Source organism: Caulobacter sp. GW456-12-1-14-TSB4 (genome assembly GCF_059424195.1).
In genome coordinates this window covers 65442-83237 of record NZ_JBWKZF010000003.1, presented here as the reverse complement: position 1 = coordinate 83237, position 17796 = coordinate 65442, and the positions used below count along the sequence as shown (strand labels likewise).

11 protein-coding genes are annotated in these 17796 nt (G+C 69.3%); 4 read left to right on the top strand and 7 right to left on the bottom strand.

The features are described 5' to 3' along the window. Position 1: 1 nt before the first annotated feature. From AC07YH_RS03740 to AC07YH_RS03710, 7 genes are all read right to left on the bottom strand, one after another. Complete coding sequence (locus AC07YH_RS03740; protein WP_494745668.1) at positions 2–1426, bottom strand: efflux transporter outer membrane subunit; 1425 nt, start codon at positions 1424–1426, stop codon at positions 2–4. Continuing rightward, a complete protein-coding gene (locus AC07YH_RS03735) occupies positions 1423–4611 on the bottom strand; it encodes an efflux RND transporter permease subunit (RefSeq protein ID WP_494745667.1) in 3189 nt (1062 codons plus the stop codon). Before AC07YH_RS03735 ends, AC07YH_RS03740 begins: the two co-directional genes overlap by 4 nt. Further along, on the bottom strand, positions 4608–7739 hold the full coding sequence (locus AC07YH_RS03730; protein WP_494745666.1) for a multidrug efflux RND transporter permease subunit: 3132 nt from the start codon (positions 7737–7739) through the stop codon (positions 4608–4610). The genes AC07YH_RS03735 and AC07YH_RS03730 overlap by 4 nt, the downstream gene beginning before the upstream one ends. A gap of 14 nt (positions 7740–7753) precedes the next feature. After that, entirely contained in the window at positions 7754–9025 is a 1272-nt protein-coding gene (locus AC07YH_RS03725) for an MdtA/MuxA family multidrug efflux RND transporter periplasmic adaptor subunit (RefSeq protein ID WP_494745665.1), read from the bottom strand. Between the two features lie 212 nt (positions 9026–9237). Beyond that, positions 9238–10485, bottom strand: a complete 1248-nt coding sequence (locus AC07YH_RS03720) for a M24 family metallopeptidase (protein ID WP_494745664.1) — start codon at positions 10483–10485, stop codon at positions 9238–9240. Positions 10486–10563: 78 nt separating this feature from the next. Then, positions 10564–11190: a response regulator gene (locus AC07YH_RS03715; protein WP_494745663.1), complete on the bottom strand. Its 627-nt coding sequence runs from the start codon at positions 11188–11190 to the stop codon at positions 10564–10566. Next, a complete protein-coding gene (locus tag AC07YH_RS03710) occupies positions 11187–14216 on the bottom strand; it encodes a sensor histidine kinase (protein ID WP_494745662.1) in 3030 nt (1009 codons plus the stop codon). The genes AC07YH_RS03715 and AC07YH_RS03710 overlap by 4 nt, the downstream gene beginning before the upstream one ends. Positions 14217–14347: 131 nt before the next feature. On the opposite strand from AC07YH_RS03710, the gene AC07YH_RS03705 reads away from it, so the two are divergent. From AC07YH_RS03705 to AC07YH_RS03690, 4 genes are all read left to right on the top strand, one after another. Further along, a complete protein-coding gene (locus tag AC07YH_RS03705) occupies positions 14348–14686 on the top strand; it encodes a hypothetical protein (RefSeq protein ID WP_494745661.1) in 339 nt (112 codons plus the stop codon). Between the two features lie 101 nt (positions 14687–14787). Continuing rightward, the gene (locus tag AC07YH_RS03700) at positions 14788–16275 is read left to right on the top strand and encodes an ATP-binding protein (RefSeq protein WP_494745660.1); all 1488 of its coding nucleotides are present in this window, start codon (positions 14788–14790) and stop codon (positions 16273–16275) included. A 136-nt stretch (positions 16276–16411) separates the two neighbouring features. After that, a complete protein-coding gene (locus AC07YH_RS03695; protein WP_494745659.1) occupies positions 16412–17239 on the top strand; it encodes a VOC family protein in 828 nt (275 codons plus the stop codon). 23 nt (positions 17240–17262) lie between these two features. After that, complete coding sequence (locus AC07YH_RS03690) at positions 17263–17676, top strand: putative quinol monooxygenase (RefSeq protein ID WP_494745658.1); 414 nt, start codon at positions 17263–17265, stop codon at positions 17674–17676. Positions 17677–17796: the final 120 nt, after the last annotated feature.

Genomic DNA, 17796 nt, shown 5'->3' with positions numbered 1-17796 from the left:
TTCAGCGCCAGCCGCCGCCCAGCGCCTGGACCAGGGCGACCGCCGTGGTCTGGCGCGACACCGCCGTAGTCACCAGCGTCCGCCGCGCCGACAGGGCCGAGGCCTGGGCCGTGACCACGTCGGTATAGGCGACCTGTCCGGCCTTGTACTGGTTCAGCAGCATCTGCTCGGTCTGGTCGGCGGCCTGAGAGGCGGTCAGTTGCAGGGCGTACTGCCGCTCCAGCGTACGGGCGGCGGCCAGCTGGTTCTCGACGTCCTCGAAGGCCGTCAGCGCCGTCTGGCGGTAGTCGGCGGCGGTGGCGTCATACGCGGCGCGCGACTGCTCGACACGGGCCTTGCGGGCCCCGGCGTCGAACAGGGTCTGGGCGGCCGACAGGCCCAGCGACCAGGTGTTGGCCGAGGTGGTGAAGAGATCGCCCAGCACACTGGACGTCGAGTTGCCATTGGCCGACAGGCTGAAGGTCGGGAAGAAGGCCGCGCGGGCCACGCCGATGTCGGTATTGGCGGCGGCCACGCGGCGCTCGGCGGCGGCGACGTCGGGACGGCGCTCCAGCAGGGTGGAGGGCACGCCGATCGGGATCTCCGGCACGACCGGCTTCCAGTCGCTGACGGCGGCGATGCGGAAGCCGCTGGCCGGCTCGCCGACCAGGACGGCGATGGCGTTCTCGAAGGTGGCGCGGGTCTGGACCAGACCTTCCAGGGTCGACTGGGCGTTGGCCAGCTGGGTCTGGGCCTGCAGCACGTCCGACTTCGGCGCGATGGCGGCGTTGTAGCGGTTGGTGGTGATCTGCAGGCTGCGCTGGTAGCCGTCGACCGTGGCCTGGACCATGGCGATCTCGGCGTCGGCGCGGCGCAGGCCGAGGTAGCTGGTGGCCAGCTCGCCTTGGGCCGAGAGCTGGGCGGCCGCGAGGTCGGCGGCGCTGGCCTCGGCGCTGAACTTGGCGCCGCTGATCCCGGCGCGGATGCGACCCCAGACGTCCGGCTCCCAGCTGGCGCCGATGCCGACCTGATAGCGCTGGGTGTCGCCGGCGCGGGTGGCCCCGCCGACGGAGGTCGTGGTCTTGGTGCCGCCGCCGCCCGACTTGGTGGCCGAGCCGGAAAGGTCGACGGACGGGAACAGGCTTGCGCGCTGCTCGCGGACCAGCGCTCTGGCCTGGCGATAGGCGGCCTCGGCGCGGGCGATGGTCTGGTTGTCCACCTTCACGCGCTCGGCCAGGGTGTTCAGCTGCGCATCGCCCAGCAGGGTCCACCAGTCGCCGCGATCCAGGTGGTCGGACGGCGTGGCGGTCTTCCAGCCGTCCAGGGCCTTGTAGGCGGCCGGGGCGGGGGTCTTGAGCGCGGGGGTCTCATAGGCCGGCGTCATCGAGCAGGCGGCCAGCAGGACGAGCAGCGAGGCGGAGCCGGCGAGGCGGAGAGGGGTCATCATGCGGGTTCCGGCGAAGTCGGGTGGTGGGCCAGATGCCGCTCGTCCTTGCGCGTCTTCCCGCGCAGGCGGTCGAGATAGACATAGACCACGGGGGTGGTGATCAGGGTCAGCAGCTGGCTGGCGATCAGGCCGCCGATGATGGCCACGCCCAGCGGCCGGCGCAGCTCGGCGCCTTCGCCGAAGCCGATGGCTAGGGGCAGGGCGCCCAGGGCGGCGGCCAGCGTCGTCATCAGGATCGGCCGGAAGCGCAGCAGGCTGGCCTCGCGCACGGCCTCCTGCGCCGACAGGCCCCGGCTGCGCTGGGCGTCGAGGGCGAAGTCGATGATCAGGATGGCGTTCTTCTTGACGATGCCCAGCAGCAGGAAGACCCCGATCAAGGCGATGATCGAGAACTCCATCTTGAAGATCAGCAGGGCGATGACCGCCCCGACGCCGGCGGCGGGCAGGGTGGACAGCACCGTGATCGGGTGGACGTAGCTCTCGTAGAGAATGCCCAGCACGATGTAGATCGCCACGATGGCGGCCAGGATCAGCAGCGGCTGCTGTTTCATCTGGTCGTTGGCCTGGCGGGCCTGGCCCTGGAAGCTGCCGCGCACGGTCGTCGGCATGCCGATCTCGGCCTCGGCCTGGGCGACGGCGACCTGGGCGTCGCTAAGGGATTTGCCGTCGGCCAGGTTGAACGAGACGGTGGTGGCCAGCTCGCCGTTCTGATGGTTGACCGAGGTCGGGGTGGCGTTCTGGGCGACGCTGGCGATGGCGGCCAGCGGCGTCATGGCCGTGGCGGAGGTGTTCAGGGCCGAGCCGGTCGATTGGTCGCGCAGGGCTGGATTGACGCTGGGGCCGCTGGCAGTCGTCGTGCCGGAAGGGCGCGTGGGGACGTGGACGTCGTTCAGCGCCTCGGGGCCTTGGGCGAACTTCTGCTGCCACTCCAGGATCACGGCGTACTGGTTGACGTCCTCGTAGATGGTCGCGACCTGGCGCTGGCCGAAGGCGTTGTAGAGCGCATTGTCGACGGCGCGGGGCGTGACGCCCATGCGGGAGGCGCTGTCGCGGTCGATGGTCACCAGGGTCTCGACGCCATTTTCCTGCTGATCGGAATCGACGTCGGTCAGCACGTCGTCGTGGCCCTTCATCGCCTCGGCCAGCTTGCCCGCCCATTCCTTGAGGGCGGCGCTGTTGTCGCTGGTCAGGGTGTATTGGTAGGTCGAGTTGCTCTGCCGCCCGCCCATGCGCAGGTCCTGCACCGGGTTCAGGAACACGCTGAGGCCGGTCACGCGCTGCAGCTTGGGACGCAGGCGGGCGATGACTTCTGAGCCCTTCTCCTTGCGCTCGCCGACCGGCTTGAGATTGACGAACAGGAAGCCGCCGCCGGCCCGGCCGCCGCCGGTGAAGCCGACCACGGTGTCGACGGCCGGGTCCTTGTGGATGATGCCGACCACCTGGCGCAGCTTCTTCTGCATGGCCTGGGACGAGACCGACTGGTCGGCGCGGATGCCGGCGTTCAGCTGGCCGCTGTCCTGCTGCGGGAAGAAGCCCTTGGGCACGGCGATGTAGAGCCAGGCGGTCATGGCGATCACCGCCACCAGCAGGGCGATGACCAACGGCTTGGCGTGCAGGGCCCAATCGAGGGAGTGCTCGTAGGTCTTGTGCACGCGATTGAACCCCGCCTCGAAGAAGCGGGCGATGCGGCCCTCCTTCTCCTTCTTCTCGGGGCGCAGCAGGTAGGCGCACATCATCGGCGTGGTGGTCAGGCTGATGACCAGCGAGATCAACACGGCCGCCGACAGGGTGACGGCGAACTCGCGGAACAGGCGCCCGACCTGGCCGCCCATGAACAGCAGCGGGATGAAGACGGCGACCAGCGAGATGCTGATCGACAGCACCGTGAAGCCCACCTCGCGCGCGCCCAGCAGAGCGGCCGAGAAGCGGTCCATGCCCTTCTCGATATGGCGGGCGGTGTTCTCCAGCACGACGATGGCGTCATCGACCACGAAGCCGGTCGCCACGGTGATTGCCATCAGGCTGAGGTTGTTGAGGGAAAAGCCCAGTAGATACATCACCCCGAACGTGCCCAGCAGCGAGACGATGGTCGCCGCCGCCGGGATGAAGGTGGCGCGGGCGCTGCGCAGGAAGACGCTGACCACCGCAACCACCAAAAGGATCGAGATCAGCAGGGTGACCTCGATCTCGTGCAGCGAGGCGCGGATCGAGTTGGTGCGGTCGCTGGCCACGTCGACCGTGATGTCGCTGGGCAGCTGGGCGCGCAGCTCGGGCAGGGTGGCGCGGACGCTATCGACCGTCTGGATGATGTTGGCGCCCGGCTGGGCGGTGATCAGCACGATGATCGACGGCTTGCCGTTGAACAGGCCCAGGGTGCGGGTGTCGGCGACGCTGTCGGTGACTTCGGCGACGTCGGACAGGCGGATCGGCGCGCCGTTGCGCCAGGCGACCACGAGGCCGGCATAGTCGGCGGCCTTGCGACCCGCGCCGGTGGTGTAGATCTGGTAGCGCTGGCCGTTGCCCTCCAACGCGCCCTTAGGGCGGTTGGCGTTGGCCGACTGGATCGCCGCGCGGACGTCCTCCATGGCCACGCCGTACTGGTTCAGCAGGAACGGATTGGCCGAGATGCGCACGGCCGGCAGCGAGCCGCCGCCGATCTCGACATCGCCGACGCCGGTCACCTGGGCCAGGCGCTGGGCGACGACGTTGGAGACCGCGTCATAGATCTGGCCGGGCGTCTTGCTGTCCGAGGTCAGGGCCAGGATGATCACCGGCGCGTCGGATGGGTTGGCCTTGCGGTAGGTCGGATTGCTGCGCAGCGTGGCGGGCAGGTCGGCGCGGGCGGCGTTGATGGCGGCCTGCACCTCGCGCGCGGCGCCGTCGATCTGGCGGTTCAGGTCGAACTGCAGGGTGACCTGCGCGCGGCCCGTCGAGCTCTGCGAGGTCATCTCGTTGACGCCGGCGATCGTGCCCAGGCGTCGCTCCAGCGGCGTGGCGACGCTGGAGGCCATGGTCTGGGGGCTGGCCCCCGACAGGCTGGCCGACACCGAGATGGTCGGGAAGTCCACCTGCGGCAGGGGCGAGACCGGCAGCACGAAGAAGGCCGCGATGCCGGCCATGGCCACGCCGATGGTCAGCAGGATGGTGGCGACCGGCCGCCGGATGAAGGGCCCGGACAGGTTCACGAGGGCGCCCCCGGGATCGGGTCCGGATCGATGCGGTCGGGATGCGGGCCGTCGTCACGCGCCTTGTGCTTGGCCGTCGGCGCGAGGCGGTCGAAGGCCAGGTAGACGACCGGGGTCGTGAAGATGGTCAGCAGCTGGCTGAGCAGCAGGCCGCCGAAGATGGCGATGCCCAGCGGACGGCGCAGTTCGGCGCCCTCGCCAAAGCCCAGCATCAGCGGGATGGCCGCGAACAGGGCCGCCAGGGTGGTCATCAGGATCGGCCGGAAGCGCATCACGGCCGCCTGGAAGATGGCGTCGTGCGGGCTCTTGCCCTGCTCGCGCTCGGCGTCGATGGCGAAGTCGATCATCATGATCGCGTTCTTCTTGACGATGCCGATCAGCAGGATGATGCCGATGATCCCGATGACGCCCAGGTCGTTGCCGGTGATCCACAAGGCCAGCAGCGCGCCGACGCCGGCCGAGGGCAGGGTCGACAGGATGGTCAGCGGGTGGATGTAGCTCTCATAGAGCACGCCCAGCACGATGTAGACGCAGACCACGGCCGCCAGGATCAGCCACAGCTGGTTGGACAGCGAGTTCTGATAGGCTCCGGCCGCGCCCAGGAAGGTGGTGGTCACCGAGGCGGGCATGCCGACCGTCTTCATCGCCTTGCGGATCTGGTCGACCGCGTGGCCCAGCGATACGCCTGGGGCGGTGTCGAAGCCGATGGTCGTGGCCGGGAACTGGGCGACGTGGGTGACCTGCAGAGGCGACTGCTGGGTCTTGATCGTCGAGAACGCGGCCAGCGGGGCGGGGGAGCCGCCGCCGGTCTTGAGGTTCAGATTGCCCAGGGTGGTCGGGTCGGTCAGGACGCCGGGCTTGGCCTCCAGGATCACGCGGTACTGGTTGGTCTCGGTGAAGATGGTCGAGACGATCCGCTGGCCGAAGGCGCTGTAGAGCGCGTCGTCGACATCCGAAGCGGTGATGGAAAGGCGCGCGGCGGTGTCGCGGTCGATGTCGACATAGGCCGCCTGGCCGGTGGCCGAGGCGTCGGAATAGACATTCCGGACGGCTTTGACCTTGGCCAGTTCTGCGGTCAGCTTGCCGGCCCATTCCTTGATCGTGGCGGTGTCGGCGCCTTCCAGCGACAGGCGATACTGGGTTGGCCCGGTCTCGGCGTCGATGGTCAGGTCCTGGGTGGGCTGGAGGTACAGCGTCACGCCGGCGACATTGGCCACGCGCTCGCGCAGCCGCTGCATGATCTTCTCCTGCGAGCCCGAGCGATCGGCCTTCAGGTTGATCTGCATCTGGCCGGTGTGGAGCATGGCGTTGTTGGCGCCGTCGACCCCGATGAACGAGGCGACGTTCTCCACGGCCGGGTCGTCCAGGATCGCTTCGGCCGCCTGCTGCTGCAGGGCCGCCATGCGGTCGTAGCTGACCGACTGGGCCATCTCGGTGCGGGCTTGCAGCTGGCCGGTGTCCTGGGTCGGGAACAGGCCCTTGGGGATGACCATGTAGAGCAGGCCTGTCAGGACCAGGGTGCCGACGGCGACCAGCAGGGTCAGGGGCTGGTGGCGCAGCACCCACTCCAGGGCCTTCTCGTAGCGGGCCTCGACCTTTTCGAAGAGCTCCTGGGCCTTCTTGCTGAGCCCCTTGGCGTCCGCGCCCTCGTGCGGCTTCAGCCATCGGGCCGACAGCATGGGGGTGAGGGTCAGCGAGACCACGGCCGAGATCAGGATGGTGATGGCCAGGCTGATGGCGAACTCGCGGAACAGGCGGCCGACCACGTCGCCCATGAACAGCAGCGGGATCAGCACCGCGATCAGCGAGATGGTCAGCGAGATGATCGTGAAGCCGATCTCGCGCGCGCCCTTCAGCGCCGCCGCCATGGGCTTCTCACCCTTCTCGAGGTGACGGGTGATGTTCTCGATCATCACGATGGCGTCGTCGACGACGAAGCCGGTGGCGATGGTCAGGGCCATCAGGCTGAGGTTGTTGAGCGAGAAGCCCATCAGGTACATCACCCCGCACGAGCCGATCAGCGAGATCGGCACGGCCAGGCTGGCGATCACCGTCGCGCGCAGGCTGTGCAGGAAGAAGAAGATCACCAGCACCACCAGCGCCACGGCCAGCAGCAGCTCCATCTCGACATGGTGCACCGAGGCGCGGATGCCGGTGGTGCGGTCGGCTAGCACCTGGACGTCCAGGGTGGCGGGCAGGCCGGCTTGCAGCTCCGGCAGCTTGGCCTTGATGGCGTCGACGGTCTTGATGACGTTGGCGCCGGGCTGGCGCTGGACGTTGACGATGATGGCCGGGGTCTTGCCGGCCCAGGCGCCCAGGCGGGTGTTCTCGGCGCTCTCGACGACTTGGGCGATGTCGGAGAGGCGGATCGGCGCGCCGTCCTTGTAGCTGACGATCAGCGAGCGATAGTCGTCGACGCTGAGCAGCTGGTCGTTGGCGTTGATCGTGTAGCTGCGGGTCGGGCCGTCGAAGCTGCCCTTGGCGCTGTTGGCGTTGGCGGCGCTGATCGCGGTCTGCACGTCCGACAGGGTCAGGCCGTAGCTGGCCATGGCTTGCGTGTCGGCCTGGATGCGCATGGCGGGACGCTGGCCGCCCGACAGCGACACGAGACCCACGCCCGAGACCTGGCTGATCTTCTGGGCCAGGCGGGTGTTGACCAGGTTCTGCACCTCGGTCAGCGGCAGGGTGTCCGACGTGATGGCCAGGGTCAGGACCGGCGCGTCGGCCGGATTGACCTTGGCGTAGACCGGCGGGGCGGGCAGGTCGGCCGGCAGCAGCGAGCCGCTGGCGTTGATGGCGGCCTGCACTTCCTGCTCGGCGACGTCCAGCGTCTCGCCCAGGGTGAACTGCAGGGTGATGACCGACGCGCCGGCCGTGCTGACCGAGCTCATCCGCGACAGCCCCGACATCTCGCCCAGCTGGCGTTCCAGCGGGGCGGTGACGGTCTGGCTCATCACCTCGGGGCTGGCCCCGGGATAGAGGGTCTGGACCTGGATGGTGGGGTAATCGACCTGGGGCAGGGCCGACAGCGGCAGCAGCCGGAAGCCGACCAGGCCGGCCAGGACGATGGCCGCCATGAACAGGGCCGTGGCGACCGGCCGCTGGATGAAGGGACGCGAGGGGTTCATCGGGGCGGGTCCGGCTATTCCGGACGCTGCTTGTGCTGGCGACGACCCTTGCCGTCGCCCTTGCCTTTACCCGCGCCCTGGCCTTGCGGACGGGCGCCCGGCAGCTGGACCTTGCCGCCGTCGCGCAGGCGGTCGCCGCCCTCGGTGATGACCTTGTCGCCGGCCTTCAGGCCTTGCGTGATCTGCACCTGGACGCCCGTAGCCTGGCCGGTCTTCACGGTGGTCTTGGTGACGGTCTGGTCGTCGTTGAGCAGCCAGACGAACGAGCCGTCGCTGCCCTGGCGCACGGCCGTGGCCGGCACGACGATCGCGCCCTTGATGGTGTCCAGCTCCATGCGGACATTGACGAACTGGCTGGGGAACAGGGTGTTGCCGCTGTTGGGGAAACGGGCCTTGGCCTTCACCGTGCCGGTGCCGGTGTCCACGAGGTTGTCCAGCGTCGAGAAGGTCCCGCGGTCCAGGGTTTGACTGCGGGTGCGGTCCAGGGCGGTGACGGGAACGTTGGCGCGGCCCTGGCGAGCGGCGATGCGCGGCACGTCGTCCTGCGGGACGGTGAACTCGACATCGATCGGCGAGACGGTGGTGATCACCGCCACGCCCATCGCGTCGCCCGCGCCGATATAGTTGCCGACGTCGGTGATGCGCAGGCCCACGCGGCCCGAGACCGGCGCGACGATGCGGGCGAAGCCCAGGTTCAGCTTGGCGGTGCCGACGGCGGCCTGGTCGGCCATGACGGTGCCTTCCAGCTGCTTGACCGTGGCGGCCTGGTTGTCGACCTCCTGGCGGGCGATCGAGTCCTGGGCCAGCAGGGTCTGGTAGCGGGTCAGGGTCAGCTTGGCGGTGGTCAGCTGGGCCTGGTCGCGGGTCAGGTTGCCCTGCGCCTGCAGCAGCGACATCTGGTAGGGGCGGGGATCGATCTGGACGAGGGCCTGGCCGCGCTGGACCGTCTGGCCTTCACGGAACATCACCTGGGTGATCGTGCCGCCGACCTGCGGGCGCACCGTCACGGTCGCGGCGGGCTTCACGGTGCCGAGGGCTTCGATGACGATCGGCAGGTCCGTGGCGCTGGCCGTGGCCACCGCCACCGTGCTGGCCGGACCGCGCCGACCGCCGCCGCCGCCGAAGCCGCCGCCGGGACCACCCGCGCCGCCGCCTTCGCCCTTGTCGCCGTGCAGGAGAGTCCAGGCCAGCCAGACCACGCCGGCCAGGGCCAGGATCGCGATCAGTCCGCCAAGGATCAGCGTCCGGCGGCGCGGGGGCGTACGCGGGGCGTGAAAGTCAGTCATCGTCAGCCTTCGAACGGCCGCGCGCGGCGCGGCGTGAGCGGGCGGCGCGACTGGCCGCCCATAGGGAACGCGCCGTCGTGAACAGACGGACCTAGAGTCCCCTAGAGGCCGAACATGTGCGCCGGTTTGCAGGTCTGAAATGATCGAGCCTCGATATGGCTCCGCTTATGCGTCGGATTGTCGCCACAATTTGCGGAGCGTCGAGGCCCTGATCAGCCCATCGGCTTGTCGAGCGAGGTCGGCGGCTTGCTGAACCACTGCGGCCCCTGCGGGGTCATGTGGATGCAGTCTTCCAGCCGCACGCCGAATTCGCCGGGGATGTAGATGCCCGGCTCGTCCGAGAAGCACATGCCCGCCGCCAGCTTGGTGGTCTCCGACATCACGAAGTTCACCGGCTCGTGGCCGTCCATGCCGATGCCGTGGCCGGTGCGGTGCGACAGGCCCGGCAGCTTGTAGCGCGGACCCCAGCCCTGGGTCTCGTAATAGGCGCGGACGGCGCGATCGACCGAGCCAGCCTCCACGCCGATCTGGGCGGCCTCGAACGCTACCTGCTGGCCCTTGGCGACGTCGTTCCAGACCTTGCGCTGGCGGGCGGTGGGCTCGCCGAACACGAAGGTGCGCGAGATGTCCGACTCATAGCCGCCGACATTGCAGCCGCAGTCCATCAAGACGACCTGGCCTTCGCCCAGCACCTGGGGTTGGCGCGAGCCGTGTGGATAGGCCGACGCTTCGCCGATCAGGATCAGGTTGAAGCTGACCCGCGCGCCTTGCTTGGTCGTGAATTCGGCCATCAGGGCGCCGATGTCCTTGGGCCCCATGCCGGCCTTCACATTGGCGTGGGTGTGGCGCAGGGCGGCCACGGTGATGTCGGCGGCGACCTGCATCAAGGCCAGCTCGGCCGGCGTCTTGATCATCCGGCAACCGCGGAACACCGCCGCGCCCGACACGACCTGGGCCGAGGGCAGGGCGGCGCCCAGGCCCTCGACGATGAAGGTGCGGATCGTCTCTTCCGTGCCGATCTTGCCCGAGGCCAGCTTGCGGTCGGCCAGCAGGCCGGCGGCGATGGCGTAGGGGCTCTCGTCCTCTTCCCAGGGGCGGACCTCGGCCGGGACGCCAAGGCTCTGGCGGATCGAGGGCTCCTCGAACTTCGGCACCACCATGCCGATCTGGCCCTCGCGCGGGATGATCGCCAGGCAGGGGCGTTCGCTACGGCTCCACTGCACGCCGGTGAAGTAGTCCAGCGACGAGCCCGGCTCGGTGACGATCGCCGACAGGCCCAGCTTCACCATCAGCGCCTGGGCGCGTTCCAGCCTCGACTGGCGCTCGGCCGGACCGATCAGGGCGACGCCGTCGGTCATCTTCTTGGCCGGTTGCGCCCACGCCGGAGCGCCCAGGGCGGCCGCGCCGGCAGCGGCGCCGGCCAGGAAGCCGCGTCGGCCGAGGTTCTGAAATGCGGTCATGTCGTTCCTCGAAGCCCTGTAAGCCGGAAAGGCCCCTACTTGGGCCAGCCGAGCTTGGCCTGGCAAGGTCTCGATCCGCTACAGCGCGATGATGCCCCGGCGCAGGGCGGTGGTCACGGCCTGGGTGCGGTCGGTGACGTCCAGCTTGGAGAAGATGCTGCGGATGTGCGCCTTCACCGTCTCCTCGGACAGGGACAATCGGTGGGCGATGATCTTGTTGGCCCCGCCGGCGGCGATGCATTCAAGCACCGCGATCTCGCGGGCGCTGAGCGCTTCCTCGGCGGCGTGAACCGCGATCTCCTGCGCCACCTCCGGCAGGATGTAGCGGCGCCCTGAGTGGACCACGCGGATGGTTTCGAGCAGCTCGTGCCGCAGGGATGACTTCAGCAGATAGCCGCTGGCTCCGGCCTTGAGGGCGCGCACGGCCTGCACGTCGCCTTGGTAGGTGGTCAGCACGACGATGCGGGCCTCGGGCGCCAGCTCGCGGATGGCGACGATGGCGTCCAGCCCGCTCATGACGGGCATCTGCAGGTCCATCAGGGTCACGTCCGGGCGCAGCCGCCGGAAAGCGTCCACGGCCTGCTCGCCGTTCTCGCACTCGCCGACGATGATCATGTCGTCCTGCGGTCCGACCAGGGCCGCGATCCCCTCACGGAGTACGGCGTGGTCGTCCACGGACAGGACGCGGATAGGGCGGTCGCTCATCGGGGCCTCGAACTCCAGACGCCAAGATCGCGCAGCCAGCCCCACGCCCGCGCGCCGTCGACATAGGCCGCGCTGGCCGGCGTCTGGATCTCGATCTCGGTGCCTCCCTTAGGGCGAGTCGCGATGGTCAGCCGCCCGCCGGCGCGCTCGGCGCGTTCGCGCATTCCCTTGAGGCCGAAGTGGCCCTCGCGCTCGCCCGCGTCGCGCACGCTGGCCGGCAAGCCGACGCCGTCGTCGGCGATGGACAGCGCCAGGCTTCCGCGGCCGAAGGTCAGCCGGACGGAAATCCGCGAGGCCTGAGCGTGGGCGACGGCGTTGCGGAGCGCCTCCTCGGTGATCCGCAGCATCTCCTCGCTGACCAGCGGAACAGTCGCCCGCGCGTTGCCTTCGATGACTAGGTCGACGGGCGGCCCGTCGCCGAAATCGCCGACGAGGTCGACGAGGCCCTCGGAGAGGTCCGCGCGCGCCGCCTCGCTCCGCAGGTCGCGAACCCGGGACCGGCCTTCGGCCAGGACGCCGTCGGCGCGGTCCAGGGCCTGGTCGATATCCTTGCGCAACGGGTCGTCGCTGGCCAGGCGGTTGGACACGGCCTGGAACCGCAGCATCAGGCCCTGGAAGCCCTGCAGCAGGGTGTCGTGCAGCTCTCGCGCGATGCGTTCGCGTTCGGCGGTCCGGACCTGGAAGCGGGTCTCCAGCGCGGCCGCCACCTGGCGCAGGCGCAGGCTGTAGAGCCCCCAGGCCAGCAGCGCCAACGCCACCAGGATCAGCAGCTTGAACCACAGCGACTGCAGGAAGGTCGGCGGGATCGTCACCTCGAGGTCGGCGCCCGTCTTGTTCCAGACCCCGTCCTCGTTGGCCGCGATGACGTGGAAGCGATAGGTCCCCGGCGCCAGGTTCGTATAGAAGGCCTGCCGGCGCGCGCCTGGATCGACCCACTGCGTGTCGTGGCCCTCCAGCCGGTACTGCACCTTGGTCCGCCGGGGCATGGTCAGGTTGATCGCCGAGAAGCCGATGGCGATGTCCGCCGACCCGGCCTTCAGCTCAACCTTCACAGGGTCCTTGATCGTGGTCGTCCCGCTGACCAGCGAAGTGATCGCCACGCCGGGCGGGGTCGGATTGGACGGCAGGTGGGCGGGATCGATCCAGGCGATCGCGTCGATCGTGGCCAGCCACAGGCGACCGTCGCCGCCCCGGGTCATGGTCCGATAGTTCTGGGCGTTGGGCCCGTTGGGGAGGCCGTCCTCGTAGCTGAAGGCCCGCTGCGGGATCACGAAGGCGGGGTCGGCGAAGGCCTTGTCCAGATCGGTGGTCCTGATCCGCGAAAGTCCGCCCGAGCCGAACAGCCAGGTGTCGCCTTCGGGCGTCTGGGCCAGCCCGCTCACATAACGCAGCGCCTTGGCCGACGTCTTCGCCATTCCGCTGGAGGACACCAGCGCGGCGCCGTCCCGACCGGACAGGAAGATGCCCCGCGCGGTCGGGAGCATCGCGGTGATCCCGTCTGTCGTCTTCAGGATGGGATCGAGCGATTTCGCCTCGGCGAGCCGGCCGTCCAGCCGGGTCAGGGTCGAGGCATCGGTCATCGTCCAGAGTTGGCCCTGAGGGTCCTTGACCAGCAGGGCCGGGTCAGCGTCCGCCGAAATGTCCTTGATCGGGATCGAGCGCCAGGTCGCGCCGTCGCGCCAGTAGAGGCCGTTGGTGGAGGCGGGCAGCCAGAACCGCCCCGTGGAATCGGGCCCGCAGTCGTAGAAGCTGGTCTCGCTGAGCGGGGCCGGGAACTCGGTCTTCTGGTCGCCTTTGACCCGGATGATCTTGTCCAGGGACGCGACCCAGATCGACTGGTCGCGGTCCTCGCAGATCGCCTTCGGGTCGGTGATCGCGAAGAGGCGCACCGGAGGCTTGCCCGGATCGACCCGGTAGAGCGCGTCGCTCTGGGCGATATAGACGGCCCCGGAGGAGGCGGTGAGCAGCTGGTCGCCATAGCGGGCGGTCGCGGTCATCTCCGGCTCGACGACAATGCTGGGCGTGGTGAAGTGATCGATGCTGCGCGGGCCGCCGTACCACAGGGTTCCGCGTCTATCGACGAAGATCAGCGAGGGGCGCGGCGAGGACATCAGGGTCCTGGAACCCCTTTCGTAGAAGGGGGCGGGCGCACCGGCGCGCTCGGCCTGGACGAGTCCCGCGACCCGCCCGAAATCCCGACCCTTGGTCCAGAGGTCGCCGTTCCGGTCGAACGCCGCGCCGATCCAGGCGGGGTCGTCGCTCTTCCAGAGGAATGGCCGGGAAGGGGGCGCGGGCCAGCGACCGCCAGGTCCCGTGAGGCGGGCGCCGCCAGTCGGGCGGACCACCCAGACGCTGCCGGTCGCATCGGTGGCCAGCGCGCCGCCGCCGCCGATCGGGACATCGACACGCTCGAACTTCACGCCGTTGGGCGCCCGGCGCAGCACCGACTTGTTGTAGCTGATCCAGAACGCCCCGTCGGCGGACTCCAGGGTATAGAACAGCATCTGGCGTTCGGGGTTCGGCGAGGGCCGATCCCACTGCCCGTTCTGGTACCGCAGGAACGGCTGGCCGATCTGCGCGATGCCGATCCACAGCGCGCCGTCGCGGGTCAGGGTGAAGGTGATGACCTCGCCGGTGTAGTCCGGCGCCTCGACGAACTGGAGGCGGCCCTGGCGGTACACGCCCAGCCAGCCCTTGGAGTACCAGGCCCAGACGGTCCCATCGCGTCCGACCTGGAGCTTGCGGGGCTGGCCGTACTTTTCGCGGTCGACGCCCGCGTCCATGGGCTCGAACGACAGGCCGTCGAAGCGGAACAGGCCCTCGCGGCTGGCGATCCACAACATGCCGTTGGCGGTCTCGGCCATGGCGTGCGGCACCGAGGGCGCGCCGTCGTCGCGCGTCCAGGTCTCGTGCTTCAGCTGGCCCATGGACAAAGGGTAGGGCTGGGCGGCGACCTCGAAGGCGCCGGCCAGGCACAGCAGCGCCGCCAGCAGTCCTCGCCAAATTCGAATATGCGCTAACGCCATGCCCACCCCCGTGGTCGTTCTATTGATGAAACACTGTTCTGAGAGGGGGCGAAAGGCATCCCCGATCAGGGTACGGCGGAATCCCTCGATCGGGTGTTCCCCCGGGAAAGCCGGCGGGCCAAGACCGTCGAATGAACATGACGGTTCCGGTTTATCCTGGCGGACTGCTCGGCGCGGGCCTGGCGGTGCTGCGTTTGTCGATGGTTGGGGCGACACTGTCCCTCGGTCATCCCTTGGGCCCTGGCGGCCTTGTCCAATGGCTGCTGGCGGTGCTTTGCGTTTCCTTGGCCCTGGGAGCCGGGGCGCGATGGAGCGCGCTTGTCGGCGCGGTGGCGCTGATCGTTCTTGGGCCGCCCATGGTCCCGATCATCGGCGGCCTGATCGCCGTCGCCCTGGCGGGGCCGGGGGCCTTTTCCATCGATGCGCGGGTGTGGGGACGTGTCCACGTCCGGTCGCGATCCTCGCGATAGCCGAAGACCGACCGCTCGATTGGGGGATCGTGGAATGCCCCATCCGAAATTTCCACGCCGGCGGGGGGCGTCATCATGAACCTACAGCTTGGAGGGGTGCGATGAACGGACTGGAAGTCATGAGCGGCGTCTCGACCCTTGGCGGGCTGTCCGGCGCGCGGCGGCGTAGCTCGGAGGACGGCCCCGCGATCCGGCCCGCCAAGGCCTATCGCTTCGGAGACTTCCGGCTGGTGCCGGGCCGTCAGCAGCTGCTGCGCGGCGACGAGCAGGTCCGCCTGGGGTCGCGGGCGCTGGACCTGCTCCTGATCCTGGTCGAGCACGCGGGCGAGATGGTCAGCAAGGAGCAGATGATCCGCTTCGCTTGGCCCAACACCTTCGTCGATGAGAGCAATCTGAAGGTCAACATCAGCGCCCTGCGCGGGGTGCTGGGCTGCGACCAGGCTGCGACCGCCTACATCGCCACGATCCCGGGACGCGGCTATCGGTTCGTCGCCAAGGTCCGCAGGGAGGCGGACGCCGACGCGATGAGCGGCGAGGCGGTTCCGGCGCGGAAGACGCAAGGTTTGCCGCCGCCCCGGCGGCTGTTCGGTCGGAGCGCTGAACTGACCAGCCTGACCCAGGACCTCGTCACGACGGGAGCCCTGACCTTGACCGGCCCGGCGGGGGTAGGGAAGACCGCCCTGGCCGTCGAGGTCGCACGCGGCCTGGCCTGGCGCTACGAGCACGGCGCGACCCTCATCGACTTCACCGCGACGGCCGATCCGCGCCTGGTCGCGCCCCTGATCGCCGCCGCCCTCGGCCTGAGCGGCGGCGCGCCCGATCCGCTGTCGGCGATCCTGGAGGGTCTGAGCCACGGCGGCCGGCTGCTGGTCCTCGACAATTGCGAGCACCTGTCCAGCGCGATCGGCCTGGTCGTCGATCAGATCCGCATACACCTGCCAGGTGTCGCGGTCCTGTGCACGGCGCGCGAACCCCTCGGCTACCGCGCCGAGAATCTTCGCCGCCTGGGGACCCTGGCCTATCCCGAGGACAACCTGATCGACCTCGACGCGGCGATGGCCAGTCCGTCGATCGCGCTGTTCGTCGACCGGGCGCGGGCCGCGTCGGGCTATGAACTGGACGAGGCCGACATCCCGTTCATCGCGGGCGTCTGCCGGCGCGTGGACGGCGTCGCCCTGGCCATCGAGCTGGCGGCGCTGCACGTGGCCCTGCACCCGCCGGCGGTCATCCTGGCCCGTCTGGCTCAGGACTTCGATGTCCTGGCCTACGGACCCCGATCCGCGCCGCTGCGACAGCAAGGACTGATGACGGCCATCGAATGGAGCTATCGCCTGCTCTCGGACGCCGAAGCCGCCGTGTTCCGGCTGGTCTCGGTGTTCCCCCGCGCCTTCACCTGCGAGGAGGCGATCGTGGCCGCCGGCGATGCGGGCCTGTCGCCGGAGGACATCGCGCGCTGCGTCGGCAACCTGGCCAGCAAGTCGCTGCTCCAGACGCGCTTCGTGGCTGGCCGGCTGGCCTATGTCATGCTGAACGCCGAGCGGCACTACGCCGCCAGGCGCCTACGCCATGCGGGCGAGGCGCGGGTCTAAGAAAGGCCTCGCCAGCGTCTGGGTAAAGCCCGGTAAAGGCCGGCCTTTACCTCGCTTAACTCGTCAGGTCTCCGTCCGAGTCGCAGGCTCCCGACGTCGCTGGTTCCTCCGGCGACCCAGGACAAAGGAGCCTAGGATGAGCGATCAACAAGACCCCGCCGGCCTGGAGCGCCGGGACGTCCTCCGCGTCGCGGGCGCGGTAGCCCTCGGCGGGGCCGCCACGTCGGCGGCCGCCCAGGACGGGACCCGCGTCCACGCCAAGCGGATCGTCGACGGCGCGCTGGGCGCGCGTCTGCAGGGCGTCCAGCATTTCGGGCTGACGGTCCAGAACATGGAGCGCGCCTTCACCTTCTACACCGAGGTGCTGGGCGGTACGGAGGTGCTGCGCGACGGCGACTTCCAGGGCGAGCGGATTCACAACACCCTGTTGACCGCCGAGGAGATCGACGCCCGCGACCGGCACGTGAACCCGCGCGCCCGGGGCGTGCCCGACCTGCGCGGCGGGGCCCAGCGCCTGGACGTCCGCTTCGTCCAGTTCGACAACGTCGTGATCGAGCTGCTGCAATACCGCGACGCCGACCAGCCGATGGGCGGTCCCAACGCCTTCGCCGAGCCGCTGGACCATATGAGCCCGGCCTTCCCGCGGATGATGCACATCTGTTTCCACATCCGCGACGACGCCGACTTCAACATCTTCATCCGCGACCTGGAGGCCGAGGCCGCGCGCCGGGGCATGACCCAGGTCCGCGCCAATCGGGTGGTGACCGTCGGCACGGAAGCCGAACGCAAGGCCGCCCCGCTGGACGCCAACTCCAACCTGATCACCGAGGGCAAGTCCAACGGCTGGCGGCTGATCTACTGCCGGGGTCCGGAAGGCGAGCAGTTGGAGTTCGTCCAGGCCCTGGGGCCGGTCAAGAAGACCTTCGACGACGCCCTGGCCGCCCGCCGCGCCGCCACGACGTAACCGCCAATCTCAGGAGATTTGTGATGCGCCTGCTCTCAGCCAAGGGGTTGTTGTTCGCCATGCTTCTTTCCGCCAGCGTCGTCCCCGCTATCGCCGCGCCGAACTCTACCGGCGTCCACTACGCCGAGATTCCCGGCGGGGCCTATGCGGTGGTCGCCCGCGTCCAGGCCAAGCCCGGCAAGGAGCAGGCGCTGCGCGAAGCGACGCTGCCCCTGATCGCCAAGGTCCGCGCCGAGCCGCACAACCTCGTCTACTTCCTGCAGGAAGACCGCGAGAGGCCGGGCCATTTCATCTTCTACGAAATCTTCGCCAGCCAGGCCGATTTCGAGGCCCACAACGCCACGCCCCACGTCCAGGCCTGGTTCGCCAGATTGCCCGAGTTGGCCGACGGCGGTGTGCAGGTGACCCGGATGGAAATCCTCGGAAGCCGCCCCTGAGGCTGGCCTTTCGGGGCGCCGCCAAACCGGGGCGACCCGGACAATTCGGATGCTTTTTCCAGCGGCGGCCATCGGTCGCCGCTGCGCTGTTTTCAGCGCGCGCGAAGCCGTGGGTCCCCG